The sequence below is a fragment of the Billgrantia bachuensis genome (assembly GCF_011742165.1).
In the GTDB taxonomy this organism is placed as follows: Bacteria; Pseudomonadota; Gammaproteobacteria; order Pseudomonadales; family Halomonadaceae; genus Halomonas; species Halomonas bachuensis.
In genome coordinates, this window is the sequence record NZ_JAAQTO010000040.1 from 1 (window position 1) to 23,988 (window position 23,988).

General features: G+C 62.8%; 22 protein-coding genes. 16 read left to right on the top strand and 6 right to left on the bottom strand.

Annotated features, from left to right (window positions below; all coding sequences use genetic code 11):
• Positions 1-41: 41 nt before the first annotated feature.
• The 4 genes from HBJ55_RS14510 (at position 42) to yejK (ending at position 4,288) form a co-directional block, all read left to right on the top strand.
• Positions 42-965 (top strand): ABC transporter ATP-binding protein, encoded by a 924-nt coding sequence (locus HBJ55_RS14510; RefSeq protein WP_167116425.1) that lies wholly within the window; start codon positions 42-44, stop codon positions 963-965.
• Positions 962-1,723, top strand: a complete 762-nt coding sequence (locus HBJ55_RS14515; RefSeq protein ID WP_167116286.1) for an ABC transporter permease — start codon at positions 962-964, stop codon at positions 1,721-1,723. The genes HBJ55_RS14510 and HBJ55_RS14515 overlap by 4 nt, the downstream gene beginning before the upstream one ends.
• 201 nt (positions 1,724-1,924) lie before the next feature.
• Entirely contained in the window at positions 1,925-3,151 is a 1,227-nt protein-coding gene (locus tag HBJ55_RS14520; RefSeq protein WP_167116289.1) for a GGDEF domain-containing protein, read from the top strand.
• 120 nt (positions 3,152-3,271) lie between these two features.
• A complete protein-coding gene (gene yejK / locus HBJ55_RS14525) occupies positions 3,272-4,288 on the top strand; it encodes a nucleoid-associated protein YejK (protein ID WP_167116292.1) in 1,017 nt (338 codons plus the stop codon).
• A 9-nt stretch (positions 4,289-4,297) separates the two neighbouring features.
• On the opposite strand, the gene HBJ55_RS14530 is transcribed toward yejK, so the two are convergent.
• Positions 4,298-5,023, bottom strand: a complete 726-nt coding sequence (locus HBJ55_RS14530) for a glutamine amidotransferase (protein ID WP_167116294.1) — start codon at positions 5,021-5,023, stop codon at positions 4,298-4,300.
• 191 nt (positions 5,024-5,214) lie between these two features.
• Between HBJ55_RS14530 and HBJ55_RS14535 the strand changes: the two genes are divergently transcribed.
• A complete protein-coding gene (locus HBJ55_RS14535) occupies positions 5,215-7,689 on the top strand; it encodes an NAD-dependent epimerase/dehydratase family protein (RefSeq protein WP_167116297.1) in 2,475 nt (824 codons plus the stop codon).
• Between the two features lie 111 nt (positions 7,690-7,800).
• On the top strand, positions 7,801-9,576 hold the full coding sequence (locus HBJ55_RS14540) for an ABC transporter transmembrane domain-containing protein (protein ID WP_167116300.1): 1,776 nt from the start codon (positions 7,801-7,803) through the stop codon (positions 9,574-9,576).
• A gap of 225 nt (positions 9,577-9,801) precedes the next feature.
• On the opposite strand, the gene HBJ55_RS14545 is transcribed toward HBJ55_RS14540, so the two are convergent.
• Positions 9,802-10,797: a potassium channel family protein gene (locus HBJ55_RS14545; RefSeq protein WP_167116303.1), complete on the bottom strand. Its 996-nt coding sequence runs from the start codon at positions 10,795-10,797 to the stop codon at positions 9,802-9,804.
• 255 nt (positions 10,798-11,052) lie between these two features.
• Between HBJ55_RS14545 and HBJ55_RS22765 the strand changes: the two genes are divergently transcribed.
• A complete protein-coding gene (locus HBJ55_RS22765; RefSeq protein ID WP_479688609.1) occupies positions 11,053-11,598 on the top strand; it encodes a con-10 family general stress protein in 546 nt (181 codons plus the stop codon).
• 566 nt (positions 11,599-12,164) lie between these two features.
• Here the strand turns inward: HBJ55_RS22765 and HBJ55_RS14555 are convergent.
• Positions 12,165-12,446 carry a DUF503 domain-containing protein gene (locus HBJ55_RS14555; RefSeq protein ID WP_167116306.1) on the bottom strand — a complete coding sequence of 94 codons (282 nt, stop codon included), beginning with the start codon at positions 12,444-12,446 and terminating at the stop codon, positions 12,165-12,167.
• 215 nt (positions 12,447-12,661) lie between these two features.
• On the opposite strand from HBJ55_RS14555, the gene nhaD reads away from it, so the two are divergent.
• Positions 12,662-14,140, top strand: coding sequence for a sodium:proton antiporter NhaD (gene nhaD, locus HBJ55_RS14560; protein ID WP_167116309.1), 1,479 nt, complete (start codon positions 12,662-12,664; stop codon positions 14,138-14,140).
• An 85-nt stretch (positions 14,141-14,225) separates the two neighbouring features.
• Here nhaD and HBJ55_RS14565 read toward each other — a convergent pair whose 3' ends face one another.
• On the bottom strand, positions 14,226-14,987 hold the full coding sequence (locus HBJ55_RS14565; protein WP_167116311.1) for a metallophosphoesterase family protein: 762 nt from the start codon (positions 14,985-14,987) through the stop codon (positions 14,226-14,228).
• A gap of 165 nt (positions 14,988-15,152) precedes the next feature.
• On the opposite strand from HBJ55_RS14565, the gene HBJ55_RS14570 reads away from it, so the two are divergent.
• Complete coding sequence (locus tag HBJ55_RS14570; RefSeq protein WP_167116314.1) at positions 15,153-15,728, top strand: hemerythrin domain-containing protein; 576 nt, start codon at positions 15,153-15,155, stop codon at positions 15,726-15,728.
• Positions 15,729-16,012: 284 nt separating this feature from the next.
• Here the strand turns inward: HBJ55_RS14570 and HBJ55_RS14575 are convergent, their stop codons facing one another.
• A complete protein-coding gene (locus tag HBJ55_RS14575; protein ID WP_167116317.1) occupies positions 16,013-16,507 on the bottom strand; it encodes an SRPBCC family protein in 495 nt (164 codons plus the stop codon).
• Between the two features lie 225 nt (positions 16,508-16,732).
• Between HBJ55_RS14575 and HBJ55_RS14580 the strand changes: the two genes are divergently transcribed.
• From HBJ55_RS14580 to HBJ55_RS14590, 3 genes are all read left to right on the top strand, one after another.
• A complete protein-coding gene (locus tag HBJ55_RS14580) occupies positions 16,733-17,332 on the top strand; it encodes a nucleotidyltransferase family protein (protein ID WP_167116320.1) in 600 nt (199 codons plus the stop codon).
• Positions 17,333-17,517: 185 nt separating this feature from the next.
• Positions 17,518-18,330, top strand: coding sequence for a DUF1206 domain-containing protein (locus HBJ55_RS14585; protein ID WP_167116323.1), 813 nt, complete (start codon positions 17,518-17,520; stop codon positions 18,328-18,330).
• Positions 18,331-18,454: 124 nt separating this feature from the next.
• Positions 18,455-19,339, top strand: coding sequence for an NAD(P)-dependent oxidoreductase (locus HBJ55_RS14590; protein ID WP_167116326.1), 885 nt, complete (start codon positions 18,455-18,457; stop codon positions 19,337-19,339).
• Here the strand turns inward: HBJ55_RS14590 and HBJ55_RS14595 are convergent.
• Positions 19,336-20,181 (bottom strand): sterol desaturase family protein, encoded by an 846-nt coding sequence (locus HBJ55_RS14595; protein ID WP_167116329.1) that lies wholly within the window; start codon positions 20,179-20,181, stop codon positions 19,336-19,338. The genes HBJ55_RS14590 and HBJ55_RS14595 overlap by 4 nt on opposite strands.
• A 147-nt stretch (positions 20,182-20,328) precedes the next feature.
• Between HBJ55_RS14595 and HBJ55_RS14600 the strand changes: the two genes are divergently transcribed.
• The 4 genes from HBJ55_RS14600 (at position 20,329) to HBJ55_RS14615 (ending at position 23,986) form a co-directional block, all read left to right on the top strand.
• Complete coding sequence (locus HBJ55_RS14600) at positions 20,329-21,183, top strand: AAA family ATPase (protein ID WP_167116332.1); 855 nt, start codon at positions 20,329-20,331, stop codon at positions 21,181-21,183.
• A 3-nt stretch (positions 21,184-21,186) separates the two neighbouring features.
• Positions 21,187-22,368, top strand: coding sequence for a vWA domain-containing protein (locus HBJ55_RS14605; RefSeq protein ID WP_167116335.1), 1,182 nt, complete (start codon positions 21,187-21,189; stop codon positions 22,366-22,368).
• Positions 22,369-22,571: 203 nt separating this feature from the next.
• Complete coding sequence (locus HBJ55_RS14610) at positions 22,572-23,228, top strand: hypothetical protein (RefSeq protein WP_240936133.1); 657 nt, start codon at positions 22,572-22,574, stop codon at positions 23,226-23,228.
• Entirely contained in the window at positions 23,225-23,986 is a 762-nt protein-coding gene (locus tag HBJ55_RS14615; protein ID WP_167116337.1) for a DUF3307 domain-containing protein, read from the top strand. The genes HBJ55_RS14610 and HBJ55_RS14615 overlap by 4 nt, the downstream gene beginning before the upstream one ends.
• Positions 23,987-23,988 lie beyond the last annotated feature (2 nt).

Here is a 23,988-nt window from a genome sequence, read left to right on the forward strand (position 1 = left end):
AGGGCAGCACCGCTGGCGGCAACGCCGAAGCCGGCACGCCGATGATCCAGGTCGAAAAGCTCTCAAAGACCTACGGCGACGGCTTCCAGGCGCTCAAGGAGGTCGACCTGACGATCCGCCGCGGCGAAATATTTGCCCTGCTGGGCCCCAACGGGGCCGGCAAGACCACGTTGATCAGCGTGATCTGCGGGCTGGTCAATGCCAGCGGCGGTAGCGTCAAGGTGGGCGGCTTCGACAACGTGTCGCACTATCGCGAGGCCCGGGAGCGTATCGGCCTGGTTCCCCAGGAGCTGACTAATGAAGCGTTCACTACGGTGTGGGATACGGTCAGCTTCAGCCGTGGCCTGTTCGGCAAGCCCAAGGATCCGGCACACATCGAGAACGTCTTGCGCGCCCTGCCCCTGTGGGACAAGCGCGACAACCGCCTGCTGGAACTCTCGGGCGGCATGAAGCGGCGGGTGCTGATTGCCAAGGCGCTGTCGCACAAGCCGCAGGTCTTGTTCCTCGACGAACCCACCGCAGGCGTCGACGTTGAGCTCAGACGCGAAATGTGGGAGGTGGTACGCGGCCTGCGAGATCAAGGCGTGACCATCATCCTTACCACCCACTACATCGAGGAAGCCGAGGAGATGGCCGACCGCATCGGCGTGATCCGCCGCGGCGAACTGGTACTGGTGGAGGAGAAGACCGCGCTGATGCAGCAATTGGGGCGCAAGGAGCTGACACTGCATCTCGCGTCCCCGCTGGAAACCGTACCCGCCGCCCTGGCCGGCCACGACCTGACGCTGGCCGAAGAGGGCCATGCGCTGGTCTACACCTATGATGTCACCCGCCTGGACGAAGGCACCGGCATCGCGGGACTGCTGGCCGACCTCGAAGCCACCGGCATCCGCGTCAAGGACTTGCATACCCGGCAGAGCTCGCTGGAAGAAATCTTCGTCAATCTGGTCAGGGAGAGCGCATGAACCTGCAGTCGGTCAAGACCATCTATCAGGCCGAGATGGCCCGCAGCCTGCGTACCGTATTGCAGAGCATCGTCTCGCCGGTAGTCTCGACCTCGCTCTACTTCGTGGTGTTCGGCGCCGCCATCGGTTCGCGCATCAGCGAAGTCGACGGGGTGAGCTACGGCGCCTTCATCGTGCCGGGCCTGATTATGCTGATGTTGCTGACACAGAGCGTCTCGACATCCTCGTTCGGCATCTTCTTTCCACGCTTCTCGGGAACCATCTACGAGATACTCTCGGCGCCGATCTCCTATTTCGAGGTCGTACTCGGCTTCGTCGGCGCGGCGGCCACCAAGTCGATGATACTGGGCCTGATCGTGCTGGGCACGGCACGTCTGTTCGTGCCTTTCTCGATCCAGCACCCGCTTGTGATGCTGCTGTTCCTGACACTGACCGCGCTGACCTTCAGCCTGCTCGGCTTCATCATCGGCATCTGGGCCGACGGCTTCGAGAAGCTCCAACTGGTACCGCTGCTGATCGTTACGCCACTGACCTTTCTCGGCGGCACCTTCTACTCCATCGACATGCTGCCACCCTTCTGGCAGGCCGTGACCCTGCTCAATCCAGTTGTCTACCTGGTCAGCGGCTTCCGCTGGAGCTTCTACGGCACCGGTGACGTCAGCATCTGGGCCAGCCTCGCCATCATCACGCTGTTCCTCGGTATCGCGCTGGCGGTCATCAACTGGATCTTCCGCACCGGCTACCGTCTCAAGCCCTGAGCATGGCCAAAGCGTTTGGCGTTTGAGCATAGTTATACCTGGCGCTCATGGTGGTTCTTGACCATCATTCAAAGGCATTACCTCCCGTTACAGTGACGTGAGGAAAGAGTAAGTACATAACCAGTCAGTTCAGGAAAAAACCAAAACAGAGCCGTTGGATGATGCCGGACGACATGGCGTCATCTCTCAAGGGAATCACCGATGACTGCTGGCAAGAACGAGGCTGGGGTGGGGGCTTCGCTCAATTGGCGTGACGAGTTCCACGACTCGGCGCTGGAAACCCTTTTTCGCCGTACCATGCAGATCCAGGACTCGGAGCAGCTGCGCCGAGCGCTGTGGATCGTCGCCGGCATCTTCCTGCTCTTGATCGTGGCGGATTATCTGCTGCTCGGGGCCGGAGCCGAGTTTCTGGCCTTGGCTGCCATACGTTTCGGCGTCGCACTCTGCTGCCTGGCACTGGCGCGCTTCATTGGCCATCACCCAGCCCACGCGCATTGGCCACTACCGCTCAACCTGGTTTACCTTGCCGCCAGTACCGGCCTGCTCCTGACGATTCTTCTCTACCCGGGCAGTATCGGCCTGCACGTTTCCAGTATCGTGATGGCCAGCCTGGCTATTTATCTGCTGGTTCCCAACCGCTTGACATGGATATTGACCTGGAGCGGCTACCTGGCGTTCGGGTTCGTTCTGGTAGCCGCACTATGGAAGCCCCTCTCCCCCGGGATGCTGGCAAGCAGCATTCTGATGCTCGGCTTCGCCAACCTGATGGGCTGGTTGACCTACAGCCGCCTGAACCGGCTGCAGCGCAGGCAGTTCGCGCTGCTGGTGGATGAGCGCGAAGCCAACCGCAAGCTGCAGCAGGAGATCGAAGAGCGTCAACTGCTGGAGGCCCAGTTGCGTCACATGGCCAGCACCGATCCCTTGACCGGCATTGCCAACCGGCGCCACTTCTTCGAGCAAGCGGAGCGCGAATTCCACCGGGCCCAGCGGGAAGGCACCCCTCTGACCATCTGCATGGTCGATATCGATCTGTTCAAGACCCTCAATGACCACCACGGGCATGCCGTGGGCGACCTGGTGCTGACCACCGTCGCCTCCTGCTGTGCCTCGGTGCTGCGTGAAACGGACCTCATCGGCCGCTATGGCGGCGAGGAGTTCGTCATCGCCCTGCCCCAGGCCGACCTCGAGACCGCTACCTTCATCGCCGAACGCCTGCGTCACAAGGTAACTTCCCTGCGCCTGCCGATGCTCGACGAGAGCCAGCGACTCTCGGTCACGGTAGGCATCAGCCAGGTTGAGCCCGACGAGGCGAAACTCGAATCGGCGCTGCAACGCGCCGACGATGCGCTCTATGCCGGCAAGTCCCAAGGCCGCAATTGCGTGATCGTAGCCGACGAGGCCGACCCTTCCCTTGCTGCCCGAGCCTGAGGCTGCCGGCCGATGGCTTGAACTCGCCCTTGGGCCCGGTATCATTCGCCTTTCGCTTGCCTGGCACTCTCCATCCGTGCCGCTGAGCCCTTGATCATCCTCGTCACAGGATAACCGGCCATGCCGATACAGCACTGCATCGTCCACGACATCGACAAGGCCGGAAGCGATCAGTCGGCCAGCCTGCGGCCGGCTGCCACGGAGCTGGCGACTTCACCGCTCAACGAGGACCTGCTCTCGCGCTTCCACGATGCCTACCATGCCAAGACCAAGGCGTGGGGACACTTTCTCGACGGCGGCGAACTCGAAGCCGGCTCGACCCCTGCCTTCACCCAGGCACTGGGGGCTTACCTGGATGGCGGTAGCGATTTCGTCGCCTTTACCCGCGACGTCGCCGAACGACTCCTGCCCCTGGTCGATGCGCACCTATCGGTGTCGGGCCACTTGTTGTGCGTGGACTATCAGCATGGTGAGACCCACTACCTGAGCCTGGCGCTGCTGCACCAGCGGGAGGGTTTCGGCGTGACCGAGTCGCTGCAGATCGTGCCCGCCGCCCAGCTCAATCTGGCACGCATGAGCCTGGGCCTGCGCATCAATCTCACCCAGTGGCGCGACGGCACCGCCTCACGGCACTACCTGTCCTGGATCCACGACCGAGGCGGCAAGAAGCTCTCCGAAGATTTGGCGACCCTGCTGGGCGCCACCGAGGGTATCGACGCCACCGGCGAGACGCGCACTCTGCTCAAGGCCTTCAGCGATTACGTGGAGAAGGAGGACATGGCCGAGGAACAGAGCCGGGAAAAAACCGAAGCGCTGATCGACTATGCCAACGAACAGGCCAGCCGCGGCGAGCCGATCACGCTGGAGGAACTCTCCGAAATGCTCGACGAGCAGCAGCCCAAGGCCTTCTACGACCACATTCGCAACGCCGACTACGGTCTTTCACCTGAAATCCCCCCCGACAAGCGCACCTTGAGGCAGTTTCGTCGTTTCACCGGCCGTGCCGGCGGCATGTCGATCAGCTTCGACTCCCACCTGCTCGGCTCCAGCATCGAATACGACGAGAGCCAGGACCGGCTGATCATCAAGCAAGTCCCCAAGCAGTTGAAGGAGCAGTTGAAGCAGCGCAAGGAGTAGCGCTCCGCGTCATTCGATGCCGTAAGCAGCTTCCGCATTGGCCAGCCATTCGCGCAGTACCTGCTGGCCTCGCTGCTTGAGGCCTTCGCCATGTCGCTGGGCCCGTTCGCGCAGCTCGACCGGATCGATTTCCGCCGCGGCCAACTCGGCGGCGTGGCCGATCAGCCAGGGCTCGATACTCGCCGGGTCCACCTCGAGATGAAACTGCAGGCCAAGTACCTGCTCGCCCACGGCAAAAGCCTGGTGGGCACAGGGATGACTGTACGCCAGGCGAGTGGCGCCGGGAGGCGTCTCGAACATGTCGCCATGCCAGTGCAGCACCACGTCGGGGTTGCCGATATGCCGCAGCGGCCCCTCCTGCCCTTCGCGAGTCAGGTAGACGTCGGCAAAGCCGATCTCCTTCTCGGGCATGGGAAACACCCTCCCGCCCATCGCCCGGGCGATAAGCTGGGCGCCGAGGCAGATGCCGAGTAGCGGGCGCCCCGAATCGAGACGATGTCGAATGGCATCCAGTTCGGCGCCGAGGAAGGGATAGAGCGCATCGTCGTTGGCACCGATGGGCGCGCCCAGCACCACCATCAGCTCGGGGCTGGCGACATCCAACGCCTCGAGGGCATCGGGGCCCAGCTGGCCCGGGTCGAGATAGCGGATCCGATAGCCGAACTCCTCGAGAATCGGCTCGAAGATACCCAGATCCTCGAAGGTAACGTGACGAATGGCAACGACACTCTTCATGCGCAAGAAGCTCCTTTTCCCTTGCTGACGGTACGGCACACGACCTGATCAAAGCCAGTGCATGTCTCCCTTCTTGTACTGAGAATGGCACAAGGCGACAAGTCGCGTTTGCCGTGACGGCGCAAACCCGACTAGCTTGAGTGTGCAGCAGCACGATGCGCTTCAAGCCGCCAAAGGAGGGAACCCTGGCCATGCAGGACAAGGAAGTGGCAACCCAAGGGAAACCGCTGGTCATCATCACAGGGGCTTCGGGGGGCGTGGGAACGGCCCTGACCCATAGCCTCAAGCAGAACTATCGCATCATCGCCCTGGACAGGAGCAAGGCCGAAGAGGCCGACGACAGCTACGAGTTCGACCTGACCGATGTCGATTCCATCAAGGAGGCGATGGGCAAGATCGCCGAGCGCCACGGCACGGACATCGCCGCAGTCGTGCACCTCGCCGCCTACTTCGACTTTACCGGCGAGGAGTCTCCGCTCTACGAGAAAGTCAATGAACAGGGCACCCGGAACCTGCTCGAGGCACTCGAGGGCATGAACGTCGAGCGTTTCATCTATTCCAGCACCATGCTGGTCCATGAGCCTCAGGTGCCGGGGCACAGAGTCACGGAAGACACGCCTATCGGGCCCACCTGGCCCTACCCGCAATCGAAGGCCAGGACCGAGGCGGTGATTCGCGAACATGCCAGTATGCCCTACACGCTGCTGAGGCTGGCCGGCATGTACGACGAGAAGACCAGCGTGCCCACCCTGTCACACCAAATTGCACGTATCTACGAGCACACCTTCAAGAGCCACTTCTACTCCGGCAACACCAATGCCGGCCAGGCCTGTGTGCACAAGGAAGACATGATCGACGCCTTCCGCCGAACCATCGACCGCCGCCGCGAGCTGCCCGAGCACAACGAGATCCTCATCGGTGAGGAGCACGCCGTCAGCTACGAGGCGCTGCAGAACCGCCTTGGCGAGCTGATACATGGCAAGAAGAAGTGGAAAACCGTGGTCATGCCCAAGCCGCTGGCCAAGACCGGTGCGCTGCTCGAGGAAAAGAGCGAGCCGCTGGTGCCGGATGATTTCGACAAGGGCGAGAAACCCTTCATCCGGCCTTTCATGATCGACATGGCCGACGACCATTACGAACTCGACATCCGCCGCGCCCGCAAGCAGCTCGGCTGGGAGCCGCGGCATGAGGTCTTCGATACCCTCGAAGCCATGGTCGATAACTTGCTCGCCGACCCTCACGGCTGGTACGAAGCGAATGGCATCACCCCGCCCGACTGGATCGAAGAGGCCGAGGAGAAGGGCCAGAATCCGGAAAGAGTGCTCGAAGATTACCAGGCCCATGCCCAGCGCGAGCACTTTCGCTTCTTGTGGGCGCACTTCTTCAACGTCGGCCTGGGGGCTTGGCTGGTCGCCTCCCCTGCCACGCTGGGCTACGGCGGCGGCATGGCCTACAGCGACATGGCCTCGGGGTTGCTGCTGGCGCTGTTCGGCGCCCTCTCGCTGTCATTGAAACTCAGCTGGGCACGCTGGGCCTGCGCGGCTATCGGCCTGTGGGTGCTGTTCGCCCCGCTGGTGTTCTGGAGCGAGAGTGCCGCGGCCTACCTCAACGGCACCCTTGTCGGCACCCTGGCTATCGGCTTCTCGGCTCTGGTGCGACCGGCACCCGGGATCTCCCCGGCGGCGGCGATGACCGGCCCCACCATGCCACCCGGCTGGAACAACAATCCCTCGAGCTGGTTCCAGCGCATGCCGATCATCGCCCTGGCCTTCATCGGCTTCTTCGTCTCGCGCTACCTTGCCGCCTACCAGCTCGGTCACATCGACGCGGTGTGGGATCCGTTCTTCGACGGCACCCGAGGCGGACTCAACGGCACCGAGGACATCATTACCTCGGCGGCCTCCGAGGCTTGGCCGGTGCCCGACGCCGGCCTGGGCGGCATCGTCTACATGCTGGAGATCCTGCTCGGCTTCATCGGTGCGGCCAACCGCTGGCGTACCATGCCCTGGATCGTGGCCTCCTTCGGCGTATTGATCGTGCCGCTCGGCGTGGTCTCGGTGACCTTCATCATCATCCAGCCGATCCTGATCGGCACCTGGTGCACCCTGTGCCTGATTCAGGCCGGCGCGATGCTGCTGCAGATCGCCTACGCCTTCAACGAATTCGTCGCCACTGGCGAATTCCTCAAGCGTCGCCGCCAGGTGGGTGCCCCGGTGCTCAAGATCTTCTTCACCGGCGACACCGACGAAGGCCCCAACGAAACAGCCGACGAGGACTTCCAGCGCAAGCCGAGCGCGATCGTCGGCGATGCCCTCGGCACCGGCGTGAACCTGCCCTGGAACCTGGCACTGTGCATCCTGATCGGTGCCTGGCTGATGTTCACTCGCATTACTTTCGGCGCCGAAGGCGCACTGGCCAACTGGGACCACTTGGTCGGCGCGTTGATCATCACCGTGGGCGTGGTCGGCATGGCCGAATCGGCACGCCCAGTGCGCTGGCTGTTGATCCCGCTGGCTGCCATGTTGTTCTTCACTCCTTTCCTGCATGGAGCCGGCATGCTGGCCACCGTCAATAGCCTGGCCTGCGGGGCTGCGGTGATCGCGTTGAGCCTGCGCCGTGGGCCGATCCGTGGTGAGTACGGTAGTTGGAGCCGACTGCTGGGCTGAGCGAACCGGGACAAGGTGCCCCGAGGCGCCTTGTCTCCATGTACTCTCCATGCACACATGCGGCAGCGCTGGTATCGTGTCGGCATGCCTGCCACGAGCGACCGCCCCGCCATGACTTCACGCCCCGATCCAAGGGTTCTGCTGCGCCTACTGGCGCTGTTGTCACCCTATCGTACACGGCTGGCCATGGCCGCCCTGGCGCTGTTGGTGGCCTCCGCCAGCGTGCTGCTGTTGGGACAAGGGCTGCGCCTGGTGATCGACCAGGGCTTCCTGGCCGAGGACGCCAATCGGCTCAATCAGACCCTTGTCGGCATGTTCGCCGTGGTCAGCCTGCTGGCCGGGGCTTCGGCGCTGCGCTACTACCTGGTGAGCTGGATCGGCGAGCGGCTGGCTGCCGACCTGCGCCGGCAGGTCTTCGATCACCTGCTCGAGCTCGAACCGGCCTTCTTCGAGAGTGCCGCCCACCGCGACCACGGCGCCGCCGAGATCACCTCGCGCCTGACTGCCGATACCAGCGTCCTGCAGACCCTGTTCGGTTCGTCGATCTCGCTGGCGCTGCGCAACCTTGTGATGCTGCTGGGGGCCGTGGCGTTGATGCTGGTGACACAGCCCTGGCTCTCGGCGCTGGTGCTGATCGGCATTCCCGCCACGGTACTGCCGATCCTGTGGTTCGGCCGCCGCGTGCGCCGCCTCTCCCGCTACAGCCAGGATCGAGTGGCCGAGCTGGGCCGCTACGCCAACGAAGCGCTGGACGGCATCCGTACGGTGCAGGCCTTCACCCACGAAACGATCGACCGTCACGATTATGGCGAGCGCGTCGAGCAGGCCTTCGATACCGCCGTGGTGCGCACCCGGCAGCGCGCCTGGCTTACCGGTGCGGCCATGCTGGCGGTATTCGCCGCGGTAGGGTTGATGCTGTGGCAAGGCGGCCAGGCGGTGCTCGCCGGCGAGATGAGCGCGGGCGAACTCTCGGCCTTCGTCTTCTATGCAGTGCTCGCAGCGGGGGCGGTGGCCACCCTGGCCGAAGTCGCCGGCGACGTACAGCGGGCCGCCGGCGCCGCCGAACGTCTGCTCGAACTGCTCGACGCCGAGCCCGGTATTCGCCCGCCGGCAAGGCCGATGCCCCTGCCCCAGCCGCTACGCGGCGAGATTCGCCTCGAGGGCGTCAGCTTCACCTACCTCGGGCGCGAGACGCCGGCGCTCGATTCACTCGACCTGTGGATACGTCCCGGCGAGCGCGTCGCCCTGGTGGGCCCCTCCGGCGCCGGCAAGAGCACCCTGCTGGGGCTGCTGCTGCGCTTTCACGACCCCGACCGGGGCCGCTTGACGCTGGACGGCATCGACCTGCGCGAGCTTGACCCGAAGGCACTGCGTGCCAGCATGGGCCTGGTGGCCCAGGAGCCGGTGCTGTTCACCGGCACGGTGGCCGAGAACCTGCGCTACGGCAAGCCCGACGCCACTCTCGATGAGCTACGTGGCGCCACCCGCGATGCCAACGCCCTGGGCTTCGTCCAGGCTCTGCCGCGCGGCTTCGACACTCAGCTCGGCCCCGGCGGCGTACAGCTCTCCGGCGGCCAGCGTCAGCGCCTGGCAATTGCCCGCGCGCTGCTCAAGAACCCGCGCGTACTGCTGCTCGACGAAGCCACCAGCGCGCTCGACGCCGAGAGCGAGCGCCTGGTGCAGCAGGCGCTCGACCGGCTGATGGCCGGGCGAACCAGCCTGGTGATCGCTCACCGTCTGGCCACAGTGACCGCCGCCGACCGCCTGCTGGTATTCGACGAGGGACAGCTGGTGGCCGCCGGCCGCCATGCCGAGCTGCTCGAACAGAGCCCGCTCTACCGCCACCTGGCGGAGCTGCAGTTCGGTCGACATCACCCCGCCCTGTAGATGGTGTTGCGCAGCCCCAGCTCGTACGGGTGCGGGTCCAGATAGGTCAAGCACCCTCACGAAGAGGCCCGAGTCGGCATGGCTCGGCAGGCAGGCGCTGATACCGGTATCGCCTTCGACGCTGTCGTATCAGCCAAGGCCAAGCCTTTATTGCCTGTTCACCGATTCATCGTCGCCTGCCCGCCGCTCACTGGCAAGCGCCTGCCGACCTGCAACGTTTCACCTTTACTCCCACGACGTTCGCCACTCCCAACCATCCTTTTCGAGGTAGGCGTGCCAGACGCGTTGGCTTTCCAGCCCCTCCAGGTAGTCGCGGATCTCTTCGCGGGGCTTGTCGAGTCCCGTCGTGGATGGCAGCCACGACGCGTCGATCCCCGGCACATCACGTGCTGGCCGCACGAAGTCGTGGCTGAGGACCATGAGAAAGTTCTCCAGCGAAAAGAGAGTGGCTTGGAGTTTGAAGCGTACCGAGGAGGACAGCGAGGTACTGCCATGGCAAATGATGGCAAGGGCCTGATAGAAACGGAAAAGGGCTACCGGCAGGGCTTGCTCGGCATAGCCTTGATGGTAGTAGTGCAAGATTGGGTAGGCGAGATGCTGCTGACCGACGCTGATGATGGTCGATTTCAGCGAGTCGGCCTGTTCGGCCAACTCGCTGAAATCGCCTTCTCCTTCCAGGCACTGCACGATCGCTGCCGGCGTGCTGCCAAGCGCGTGGATCGAGAGTGCCAGTTGACGTTTTTGTACCACGGCGGACATGACCGAGAGAATATAAGTCACGGCGAGCGTCAGCAGGAAGAAGCCGTTCGCCGCCGCCAGCACCGCAAATACCTGCCACCTGCCCGTACCGGCCACGAAGTCGCCGTAGCCCAGCGTGGTGATGGTATAGCCAACGAAATAGAGCCGCTCCAAGGGGTTGGCATAGGTGCCGGAGCCGGGATGAAACACCGCTGTCTCATGGCTGTTGAAGACCAGCCACCAACCCAGCCAGACCAAACCCATCCACACCGACAACAGCCCGACAGTGACCCAGGGTCCAACGGCTTGGAGCAATCCGTGCCGCGAGAAACGCCGGTACAACCACAATGCAGTAAACCAGGCGAACCGCCCCAGAAGGCGGGTAATGGGTCCCGACCTAGATGCCGAGAGCGTCGTCTGTACGGCATCGTGGATTACCAGACCCACCAGAACAAAACCGCTTAGCGCAATGAATGTCGACATAGCGCTTCCTTTGCCTAACGAATGGATTCCCTTCGATACCCTAACCCAGGTCGGGGCCATTCAGCTCGGTTTGACGCTGCATGCGCTTGGAAAATCACGGATCGTAAAGAGACTTGCCGCTGTGGGCAATCTTTCGTTAGGAAGCCCTACTTTTCTTTTCATTAGGAAACCCGACACGGGTTGATATACCGGTTGTCCGTTCCTACGTTTAACCGTGATGGCAGACGGACGCCAGCAGTGCCGGAAAACCGGTAAATGGAAGTACGCTTTCGCTTGTGTTCAACAGGCAAACTAGGAAGGAGATCTGACATGGCACAGCGCAACCAGAATCCGGGCAACTTTGCCAACGATCCGCAGAAGGCCTCAGAGGCCGGCCATAAAGGTGGCCAGCACAGCGGTGGTAACTTTGCCAACGATCCGCAGAAGGCTTCAGAGGCCGGCCAGAAAGGCGGCCATGAGAGTGGCGGTAACTTCGCCAACGACCCGCAGCGCGCCTCCGAGGCCGGTCACAAGGGCGGCCAGCAAAGCGGTGGCAATTTTGCCAACGATCCGCAACGCGCTTCCGAGGCCGGTCAGAAGGGCGGACATGAGAGCGGTGGTAACTTCGCCAACGACCCACAGCGCGCCTCCGAAGCCGGCCATAAAGGTGGCCAGCACAGCGGTGGCAATTTTGCCAATGACCCGCAGAAAGCCTCCGAAGCCGGCCAGAAAGGCGGCCAGCACAGCGGTGGCAACTTTGCCAACGACCCGCAGAAGGCCTCAGAAGCCGGCCGCAAGGGTGGCAAGAACCAGGGCCGCTGATACGGTTACGGTCCATTCCGTTCCAGTTATCAGGAACTGGCAAACGAGACACGGAAGTTTCAGAACGGAAGCGTAACACCGTCTCGAAGGCTGTCAGGGTTAGCCCTGGCAGCCTTTTTGCTGCTTCTTCAGGATTCACCATGCACGACCAAGGTCGAGTTGCGGCATGCATAGTGAGCGCGCACCCTACCCAGAAATAAAAAAGACCCCCCGAAGGGGGTCAGGTGGAGCACGCCAGCTCACATCGGTATATCGCCCGCTGTTCGTTCAGCCGTTGGCGATGTTGCCCAGGAAGGTGAAACTCGGATCGACCTCCCTGCAGCGTTGTTCGGTATCAATGATCGTTTATTCAATACAATGCGATAGCCGCGCCAACAATCATAAAATCACTTAAAAACAAAGACCTGCAAGAAGAACAGCACGCAGGCTTTGTGCCATTCCCCACCAGCTCACCCCACCTGCACCACCGAAGCCCATTTAATGGCTATTTTGCCGCATTTTGATGCATTGCAAAATCAGCGAAGCGGCATAAATCAGCCGAACGTCTCGGCGCATTCGGCCCATCGCTACAACAACTCGCGGGTGACATTCATTACACGGCCGTCCACCGTGCGCTGCACCTTGTCCTCGATCTCGCTGCACAGTGACTCGATCTTCTGCCGCTCGTTGCCCACCGCCACGAAGGTCCACTCGCTCGCTTCCAGCCGATCGTGTTCACCGCTCTCGCATACCGCCACCGCAGGATTACGGCCGAAGCGTTCGTGCAAGCCGCCCATGCGCTGCCGTTTCTCCTTCAGCGATGCGCAGCCGGGCAGCGAAACATGCAGGGTCAGAATGGCTATATGCATGCGTCTTCTCCTTAGGTGATCCCTGACCAGTCCCGCACGGGACATGGCTTCACGCTAACACATGCGTCCCCACCCATGGCCGGAAGCGCTTCGCGATGCCCTTCGTCCCCCATGCAAAACTGGCATGGGCCAGCGACATCGCACCAATATCGCAACGCAGCATTGCATGATATATAAGCGCTGAGTTCTTCCGCTCCTCCTCAGGACACACCACCATGCTTCTCGGCTGTTCATCCTCCGCCTGGCCTCGAAACCTTCGAGGCCCGGCTTTGCTGTTGCTCGTCGTTGCACTTACTACCGCCAGCCCGTTGGCGCATGCCGCCACCGGACCGCTTGTCCTGACGAATTCTCTGGTCGGCTTCGCCGCCGTTGCGCTATTCGTCCTGGCCTATGCCCTGGTGATGGCCGAAGAAAAAATTCATATGCGCAAGTCCAAGCCGGTGCTGGTCGCCGCCGGCCTCATCTGGTTCTTGATCGGCTGGGTCTACGTCCAGGCCGGCATGCCTGACGAGGCCGAACACGCCTTCCGCGAGACGTTGCTCGAGTTCGCCGAGCTGATGCTGTTCCTGCTGGTGGCGATGACCTACATCAACGCCATGGAGGAGCGACGGGTCTTTGATGCGCTGCGGTCCTGGATGGTGCGCAGGGGTTTCAGCTACCGTCAGTTGTTCTGGCTCACCGGTGGGCTCGCCTTCGTCATCTCGCCGGTGGCTGACAACCTGACTACCGCCATGCTGATGTGTGCGGTGGTGATCAAGGTGGCCGAGGGCGACAAGCGCTTCATCAACCTGGCCTGTATCAATATCGTGGTAGCGGCTAACGCCGGCGGTGCCTTCAGCCCGTTCGGCGATATCACCACGCTGATGGTATGGCAGGCCGGCATGCTGCAGTTCTACGAATTCTTCGCCCTGTTGCTACCCTCGCTAGTCAACTTCCTGGTGCCGGCAGTCGCCATGAGCCTGTTCATCGGCAATCGTACTCCCAAGGGTGACGAAGAGGAGGTCGACCTCAAGCGCGGAGCCAGGCGGATCATTCTCCTGTTCCTGCTCACCATTGCCACCGCCGTGGCCTGCCACTCCCTGCTGCACCTGCCTCCGGTGCTGGGCATGATGACCGGCCTGGGATATCTGCAGTTCTTCGGCTATTACTTGCGCCGTACCCTGCCCCGCTCGCTGGAACGTAAACGCGAGCACTACACGCTGACGGGTGACGAACGCCGCCTGGCTCAGCTTGGCAGCGTAGTGCCGTTCGATGTATTCAACCGTGTGGCGCGAGCTGAGTGGGATACCCTGCTGTTCTTCTACGGCGTGGTGATGTGCGTCGGCGGTCTGGGCTTCCTGGGTTACCTGAGCTTGGTGTCTGAATTGCTATACGGCTGGGACGCCACCTGGGCCAACATTGCGCTGGGCCTGGTCTCTGCCGTGATCGATAACATTCCGGTGATGTTCGCGGTGCTGACCATGCAGCCGGAGATGTCCCATGGAAACTGGCTATTGATCACGCTCACCGCCGGGGTCGGCGGTAGCCTGCTCTCCATTGGCTCCGCCGCTGGTGTCGCCCTGATGGGCCAGGCCCGTGGCTACTACACCTTTGCTGGGCACCTGCGCTGGGCGCCGGTGATCGCCCTGGGCTACGTCGCCAGTATACTGACCCACCTGTGGCTGAATGCCGATAGCTTTCACGTCTTCAGTTGACCGAGCCACCGTTCGGTAACGGCGCCAGGGAGGGGCGCCGTTCTCTTATCGCTCCGGCGGCACCACCTGGTACGACGGTATTGACTCAGACATTGATGACGAGGTCCGGTACGAACAAGGGTGGCTCGAACTCCCCCGGGTAACCGCCAGGGTTGGCCAGCACCCGCGTGCCGGCCACTTCACGATCCAGCGGCTCGTGGACGTGGCCGTGAATCCACAGGTCCATGCGCCCCATCATCGCCGGCAGGTGAGAAGCGAAGGCCGGCGACAGCGCATCGCCCCGGTAGCGAGGCGGAATGCACTCGGCCAAGGGCGCATGGTGGCTGACTACCACCCGAGGCCCGTCGAAGGGCTTGTCCAGCTCGACGGCAAGCCAAGCCAAGGCCTCGGAGTGCAGCCGCTGGCTCTCCCCCGGACTGAAGGTCTCCCCCTCAGGCTGCTCTATGATGCTGAAATCGGGCATCAGCCAGCGCGCCTTCTCCTCGGTCAGCGCAGGGTCGTGGCTCGGGTCATCGGCATAGAGCGCGAAGTCGGTCCATAGCGTCGTGCCGTGAAAGCGCACGCCTCCCAGCGTGAGCGAACGGTTGTCGAGCAGGTGAATGCCCCATCGCTCGGCTTCGGCCGCCAGCGCCTGGCGCAGCAGCGTCATGGAAGCACCGTAGTACTCATGATTGCCCGGTACGTAGAGGATCGGCATCCCGGCGAAGCGCTCGGCCGCCCAGGCCAGCCCCTCCGCATGGCGGTGAATGTCCCCCGCAAGAATCACCGCATCTGCCACCACTTCCGGTAGCTCGCGCCCTTCGTCGAAATGTTCCAGATGCAGATCCGACAGCACCCTGAGCCGCATGACTACCCCCTTGTTCTACGCATCGGACCATCCCTCGGCCCCTCGGTAAGAGGTTCAGCATAAGCGGTATACGGAAAGCTCCGCCAGGCTTGGCTCATACGCCAGCTCGCGTCTATGTTGAAGTGGCCTGTTGCTAAAGGCGCAACGACTCAATGGAGGAGTCTCATGAACGTGCAGAACACCACCGCGTCCGCTCAGGACGTCGTTGACATTCTCACCATCGACCATCGCGAAATGGAGGATCTGCTGGACCAGATCCAGCGCGCCCCGGATGCCGAGCAGCGCCGCGACCTGACCGATACGCTTATCGCCGAGGTGATGCGTCACGCCGTCGCCGAGGAGATGTACGTCTATCCGACGATGGAAAAGCGCATCCCTAATGGCGAGGAGGAAGCCGAGCACGACAAGGAGGAGCACGACGAGATCGTGCAGGTGATGAAGCAGTTGGAAGACGCCGATGCCGCCGAGCCGGCCTTCATGGATCGCGTGCACAAGCTGGACGAGCTGCTACGCCACCACGCCAAGGATGAGGAAGCCGATCAGTTTCCCAAGCTGCGTCAACGCATCGCCGGCGAGGACCTCGTCGAACTGGGCAAGAAGGTGGAGAAAGCCAAGCAGATGGCACCGACCCGCCCCCACCCTAGCGCGCCCCACTCCGAGCTGTTTCACAAGACGGTGGGGCCCGGTGTCGGCATGGTCGACCGACTGCGCGACCAGCTCAGCGGCCGAATGACCGGCTGATCGTCAGACCTTAGCTTCCCCCGGCGCCAGTTTCGCTACGGCGCCGGGGCGCTAATTCAACGGCACACAACGTTCATTCGCCAATCGCTGCCTCCCGCTGCCGACGGTATGTGTCGTAATCCGGCGGAAGTCGCTCGAAACACTCCTCTCTCTGGCTGGACGGCACCTGATGGCACTCAAGAGCATTGCTGTGTTTCAGCCCCTCGTACGTTCCGCGCTGGGAACAACCCAGCAAGAACCAGGGCAAGCAAAAGAAGAAAACGATACGCCAAAAGCCGCTCATCTCACGCCCTCCTTTCCGCGACCTGACTCAAGGCCAGTTTTCGGTAGCGATCCAGAATGTAGGGCCAGCCATACTCGGAGGCCATGGCGTCACGATACTCCTCGGCACCATCGCCGTGGTTTCGAAAATCGTGGTGCTCGAGTATCAGGCGGGTAGCATTCGGCCCACTCTCATGGAAACGAAATTCCACGGTGCTGGCGTTCGTGGGATCGGGCTGCGGTACTCGGCTGGGGCCGATCTGCCAGGTAATGGTCAAGCGCTCGGGCGGCTCCCAGGCCAGCACGCGCCCCCAATCCATCTGAAAGCCGCGCGGCCCCACCTCGGTACAGCGGCCATTCAACCGCGGCTCGATGCCGATAGTGTCCAAAGCCGATTGTGACCAGGTGTATTCCGCCGGCCACCGGTCAGAGAACCGTTCGGTGAAGAGCTGGAAGGCGTGTCTCTGCGCCAATGGCACGTCGACCTTGTGAAACGTCGAGTCGCTTGATGAGGGCATGGCAGGCTCCGCTTTTCGTCCTGATATGAAGCGTAGCCATACACAGGCACCTTGGCTGCACGGGAAGGGATGGCGATGCCCCCTCAGGATCGTGCCGCTGATTCTGGTATAACTTGAACTCGGTGCGTGATGCGGGGCTCATAGAACCGGCCTAAGGCTATTTCGATGTTTACCAGGAGGTACTGATGGGCGATATCGTCCGGGTGCAACGCGGCGAGATCCGCAATGCACTCTGAGTCCATCGTAGCGGTAGTGCTGGCCGCCGGTCTTTCGCGGCGCTTCGGCAAACAGGACAAGCGCATCGCCCAACTGCCGGACGGTCGCGGAATTTTGGCGGCCACTGTGAGCCGGGCGGGTGAAGCCTTTCCCGTGCTGCGCGTGGTACTACGCGAAGAGGACGATCGGAATGCCTTGGGATTGCTCTCGACCACGCCCATCATACGTGCCACACGAGCCGAGCATGGTCTGGGGGCAAGCCTCGGTGAGGCCATCACGGCCATTGGCCGCGATACCTCCCTGGCTGGCATCGAAGCTGCGGCCATTCTGCTCGGCGACATGCCCCGTATCGGCTTAGAGACCCTCCTCACCTTACGGCGCCAGGCTGGGCGCTCCCGCATCGTGCGTCCTTGCCATATGGGTAAGGCCGGCCATCCAGTGCTCTTCGGTCGTGAGTTCTGGCCCGCACTCGAAACCCTGGACGGAGACGACGGGGCCAAGAAAGTTCTCCATCATCACCGAGCTCGGCTTATTACCTGCAGTGTCGAGGATCCCGGCGTCTGCCTGGATATCGACAGGCAAGAAGACCTCATCGAAGACAAGATATGACACCACCTCGCCTCGAGTTGAAAGGCACAGTCCTCGGGCTCCCTTTTTCTTGCGCTTGTCCTCAAGCGTAGCCATGCCTAAACCAACTGGCCGCCCTTCTCGCCTCCTTGCCTTCGTGCCAAGCCGAGCTGCTAGAGTCAACGAAAGGATTCGTCACCGATACTCGGCTCAGTCAGGAGGACGCCATGGCAAACAGCATACCGGCCCCGGATCATGGGGGTGCTTTCGATATCATGGCGCGATGGGGTTACGCCGCACGTGGCATCGTGTACCTGCTTGTTGGTGGCCTGGCCATGCTGGCGGCGATTGGGCAAGGAGGCGAGACAACGGACAGCCGCGGTGCGCTGGAGAGCCTGATGGGCGCCGCATGGGGCGACGTACTGCTCGTTGCCATCAGCTTGGGCCTGTTGGGATATGCCTTGTGGCGCTGCATACAGGCCATCAAGGACACCGACCACCACGGCACCGACGCCAAGGGCATGGCCATCCGTTCAGGCTTGCTGGTGAGCGCGGCCACGCACACACTGCTGGCGTTTTTTGCCGCGAGCCTGATCTTCACCCTGGGCGGCAATTCCGGAGATTCCGGCGGTGGCTCGGAGGGCCTGGCCAGTTGGTTGATGCAACAGCCATACGGTCGCTGGCTAGTAGGCGCCGTGGGCCTGGCCATCATCGGTGCCGGCGTTGCCCATGGTATTAAAGGCTGGAAAGCGAAATTCGATCGTCACTTCGACATGTCGGCGCGAACCCAGCGCTGGGCCTACCCCATCTGCCGCTTCGGCCTGGTGATTCGCGGCCTGGTATTCCTGCTCATCGGTGCGTTCTTCATCATTGCCGCCTACCAGGTGGATCCCGACCAGGCGGGTGGTCTTGCCGAGGTCTTCAGCACCTTGCGCAGCCAGGCCTTCGGCCGCTGGCTATTGGCCTTCGTTGCCCTGGGCCTGTTCGCCTTCGGTCTCTATAGCCTGCTCGAAGCCATATACCGGCGCGTTAACCCCTAGAGAGGACGTTACGCCAAGACGGTTGCGGTTGAGCCTATCGAACGCCCTGCCTGGGCAGTTGATGGAAAACACTTCCATTGTGCATGCTAGGCGCTCCGCTGGCTGGCCAACCTGGAGAAACGAAATGACTCAACCCCGCCTCGGCTTCATCGGCATCGGCCTGATGGGCGACCCCATGACGCGCCGCCTGCTGGGTGCCGGCTTCGATGTGACGGTATGGAACCGCACTGCGGCAAAGTGCGAGCCGTTGCTAGAAGCTGGCGCTACGGTAGCCGGCTCCATCGCCGAGTTGATGCAGCGTGTCGATGTAGTGATGCTGTGCCTGGCCAATACCGACGTGGTGGAGGGTGTCGTGTTCGGCGAGGACGGCGTGGCGGCCCATGGCCAGGCGGGACAGCGACTGATCGACCTCTCCAGCAGCGATCCGGCAGCAACGCGCGCCTTTGCCGAGAAGCTGGAAGAAGAGAGTGGCATGCATTGGGTCGATGCGCCGGTCTCCGGCGGCGTGGCGGGAGCCGAGGCTGGCAGCCTGGCGATCATGTGCGGCGGCGCGGAAGCGGACGTCATGGCCGTGCAGCCCCTGCTCGCCACGCTCTCGGCACGGGTCACGCACATGGGTCCGGTGGGCGCCGGCCAAGTCACCAAGGTGTGTAACCAGATGATCGTCGGCTGCCAGGCAGCGGTGATTGCCGAGATGGTAGCCCTGGCAGAGGCCAGCGGCGTGGACGCCAGCCGCCTGACCGAGGCGCTGGCAGGTGGCTTCGCCGATTCCAAGCCGTTCCGGATCCTCACCCCGCGCATGGCGGCCAGCGAGTACGCCAACCCGGCCTGGCACTTGCGCACCCTGCTCAAGGACCTCGACATGGCCACGGCCCAGAGCCAACGCACCGGTAGCGCCACGCCAATGAGCGGCCTTGCGGCACAGCTGATGCGCGCCCACGTCAGCCATGGCCACGCCGAGCACGACCCGGCGACGCTGGTGGAAACTTATCGCCGAAAGGAGGACTAACCTTGCGACTCCTGGCCGCGGTTCTGCGCGGCGGGAGGCCTGGGATTCAGCAAAGGCTGGATCAGCATGCGATCCAGCCTCAGCTCACGGGGCTCGCGGAATGCCTCGATGCCAAGCGTCATGCCGTGGTGGCCTGCATCGGGCTGATCGCGATAGGTGCCGAATAGCCGGTCCCACCAGGGCAGGTTGAAACCGAAGTTGCTGTCGGTTTCGCGGCGCACGATCGAGTGATGAACACGGTGCATGTCCGGCGTCACCACCAGGAGGCGCAGCCGACGGTCGACCCGCTCGGGCAGGCGTATATTGCCGTGATTGAACATGGAGGTGGCATTGAGCAAAACCTCGAAGATCAGCACCGCTACGGCCGGCGCCCCCAGCAGCGTTACCGCGGCGATCTTGATCCCCATCGAGATCAGGATCTCCAGCGGATGGAAGCGCAGCCCGGTGGTCACGTCGAACTCCAGGTCTGCATGGTGCATGCGATGCAGGCGCCACAGCCAGGGCACGGCATGAAACAGCCGATGCTGGAAGTAGATTGCCGCGTCCAGCAGCAGCACGGATAGCGGCAATGCCAGCCACAGCGGCGCCGCAACCAGATGGAAGAGCCCCCAGCCGCGCTCGGCGGCCACCAAGGCAGCCCCCACCGCCGCCAGAGGAAAGACCAGGCGAACCGCCAGGGTATCCAGCACGACGATCAACAGGTTACTCGGCCAGCGCTGCCGGCGCCGGATTCGCTGCTCACGGCGCGCAGCAAGGATTTCCCACAGCACCATCGCCGCCAGCACCAGCAGGAAGATGCCGAGGCGGATCAGCGGCTCATGCAGGAGAAGCGTCTCGCTCATGTTCATGGCTCCCTGCCGGCGTGCAACGGCAGACCGGCCCACTACCTTACGCGATGGTATCGCTTTCGAGCAGGATTTGTCCCTTGCCCCACCCTTCCGTACACTTGTTTGACTCTCCCCGACACGATGCTACGCCGAGGCACGACCATGGCTTTCGATTCGACTTCTACCTATGTGGCTACCGATGCCTTGAAGCAGGCGGTGAATGCCGCCGTGACGCTGGAGCGCCCGCTGCTGATCAAGGGCGAGCCTGGTACCGGCAAGACCCTGCTGGCCGAGGAATTGGCGGCCTCGCTGGGTACGCAACTGATCACCTGGCACATCAAGTCCACCACCAAGGCAGCCCAGGGACTCTACGAGTACGACGCAGTGAGCCGCCTGCGCGACTCCCAGCTCGGCGTCGAAGGCGTGGAGAACGTCGAGAACTATATCCGCCCCGGCAAGCTGTGGGAGGCCTTCACCGCCGACGAGCGTGTAGTGCTTTTGATCGACGAGATCGACAAGGCCGACATCGAATTCCCCAACGACCTGCTCCAGGAGCTGGATCGCATGGAATTCCACGTCTACGAGACCGGTGAGACCATCGCCGCCCGCCACCGACCGATCATCGTCATCACCTCGAACAACGAGAAGGAGCTGCCCGACGCCTTCCTGCGCCGCTGCTTCTTCCACTACATCGAGTTCCCCGACCGCGAAACCATGCAGGCCATCGTCGACGTGCACTTCCCCGACATCGCACCGAAGCTGGTCAGTGAGGCGCTGGAAGTGTTCTTCGACCTGCGCCAGGCGCCAGGGCTAAAGAAAAAGCCCTCCACCTCGGAGCTGGTCGACTGGCTGAAGCTGCTGATGGCCGACGAGCTGGCTCGCGAGGCGCTCTACCACCGCGACCCGGTGAAGGCGATTCCGCCGCTGGCAGGGGCTCTGGTGAAGAACGAGCAGGATACCCAACTGCTCGAGCGGCTGGCTTTCATGATGCGCCGTCAAGGCAACCAGAGGCGCTGAGTCATGTTCATCGGCCTGTTCGAGACCCTCAAGCGCGCCGGTGTGCCGGTATCGCTGCGCGAACTGCTCGATCTGCACGCCGTGGTCGAGCGCGGCGTGGTGTTCGCCGACATGGAGGCGTTCTATCGGGTGGCGCGCACCGTGCTGGTCAAGGATGAGCGCCACTTCGACCGCTTCGATCGTGCCTTCGCCGCCTGGTTCGACGGCTTGGAGAACCTCGATGCCGCCATCGAAGCGCTGATTCCCGACGACTGGCTGCGCCGCGAGTTCGAAAAGCAGCTCAGCGAGGAAGAGAAGGCCCAGATCGAATCGCTGGGCGGGCTCGAGAAGCTGATCGAGACCTTCAAGCAGCGCCTCGAGGAGCAGAAGGAGCGCCACGCCGGCGGCAACAAGTGGATCGGCACCGGCGGCACCAGCCCCTTCGGTGCCTACGGCTACAACCCCGAGGGCATCCGCATCGGCCAGGAGGGTTCGCGCCATCGCCGGGCAATCAAGGTGTGGGATGAGCGCCGCTTCCGTGATTACGACGATTCGCTCGAACTCGGTACGCGCAACATCAAGATGGCGCTGCGCCGGCTGCGCAAGTTCGCCCGCCAGGGCGCGGCCGAGGAGTTCGACGTCGATGCCACCATTCGCGACACCGCCCGCGATGCCGGCCTGCTCAACGTGCGCATGCGCCCCGAGCGTCACAACACGGTGAAGGTGTTGCTGTTCCTCGACGTGGGCGGTTCCATGGACGACCACATCCGAGTGTGCGAGGAGCTGTTCTCCGCCGCCCGCTCGGAGTTCAAGCACCTGGAGCACTACTATTTTCACAACTGCTTGTACGAAGGTGTTTGGCGCAACAACTACCGACGCACCAGCGAACGCATCCCCACCATGGACGTGCTGCACACCTACGGGCGTGACTATCAGGTAGTGATCGTCGGCGATGCCGCCATGTCGCCCTATGAGGTGACCCACCCCGGCGGTAGCGTGGAACACTTCAACGACGAGGCCGGCGCGGTGTGGCTGAAGCGCCTGGCCGACAAGTTTCCCCGTCTGGCGTGGCTCAATCCCATGCCGCCGCGCGCTTGGGAGTACACTCACTCCACCCAGCTGATTCGCCAGTTGATCGACGATCGCATGTACCCCATGACCCTGGAGGGGCTGGAGAGCGCCATGCGCGAGCTGGCGCGCGGATAGTAACGCCGGGCGGGTTCGATAATCCTGCGACGGCTTGCTCATCTACGGACCGCTCTCTATACTGTATTTTCATACAGTTTTCGTATGACGAACCAGTCATACCTGGTCTCGGGCAAGTGTCGATAGCGGACAAGCCGCTATAACCCTTTATGGTTATAAACTTGAAAAATAACCCTTAGGGGCTATTATCCTTCCATACCTTCATGCAGAACGGGCCTATGGTGCAGCGCATTGCCGTACTCACGGGCGACCTTGTCGATTCCCGCAAGGCCAGCGACCCGAAGCGACTCTTCAAGGTGCTCGATGACGCTCTCGAGGCGATCACCGACCGCTATGGCGGCCAGGGTGAGCGGTACCGTGGAGACGGTTTCCAGATCGCTCTTCCCGAGCCCGCAATAGCCATGCATGCTGCGGTATTGTTGCGTGCGGCACTGATTCGCCATTCGGAGGAAGATCAGCGCTGGGATGCACGCATCGCCGTCGCCGTCGGCAAGGATCGCTGGCACCCCGAACAGCGAGTGACCGAAGCCAGCGGCGAGGTGTTCGTGCGCTCCGGCCAGACCCTGGATGCCATGAGCGAAGGGGCTTCCCACCTGTGTCTCAAGCTGGTCGAGGAGCCCGAGAGCGAATGCCTGGCCCTGCTGACCCGTTTCGTCGACGACCTGATCGATGGCTGGTCGCGCTACGCCGCCGAAGCCGTCTACCTGAGTCTGTGGCACGATGAGCCCCAGCAGGCGCTTGCCAAGCGGCTCGGTATCAGCCAGCCCGGCGTGCACAAGCGGCTGCGGGCCGCCCGCTGGGCGCTGATCGACGATTACCTCCGCCATCTCAGCCAACGCTTCAAGGAAGACCCACGATGAACGCCGATCTCTCGCTGCTGCTGGGGCTGGTGCTGGTCCATCTGCTTGGTGATTTTGCCCTGCAGCCAAGGCGTTGGGTCGAGGCTCGCTACGTGCGCAAGGTGCGCTCCCCCCAACTCTACCTGCACGCAGCGCTGCATGGCGGTTTGGCCTTCGCGGTGCTGGGCGCGGCCACCCTCACCCACTCGAACGCCACGACTTCCTTGACCATGGTGCTGGGAGGCGCGCTTACCGTCGCCGTGAGCCATATGGCAATCGACCTCGGCAAGTCCTATCTGTCGCCGTCAAGGCTGCGCTGGTTCATGCTCGACCAGGCGTTGCACCTGCTGGTGCTGCTGGGAGTCTGGCTGGCCTGGCTGGGCAGTTGGCAGCCGTTGGTCACGTTCTGGCAATGGTTGTTCACCCCGTCGGTACTCGGCATCGTCGTTGCGTACGTGCTCGTCACTCGTCCGCTGTCGATCGTCATCGCCCTGGTCATACAGCGCTGGAGTGCCGAAATCGACAACCCAGGCACGCTCATCGCCGCCGGGGCACGCATCGGCATGGCCGAGCGCGTTCTGGTGCTGACCCTGGTGCTGCTCGACCAGTTGACTGCCATCGGTTTCCTGCTCGCCGCCAAGTCGGTGCTGCGCTTCGGTGAACTGCGCGGCGCGCAGGATCGCAAGCTGACCGAATACGTGCTCATGGGGACCTTGCTCAGTGTCTCGACCGCCATGGTACTCGGCTTGCTGATACGGATAGTGACAGAGGGGAGCTGATC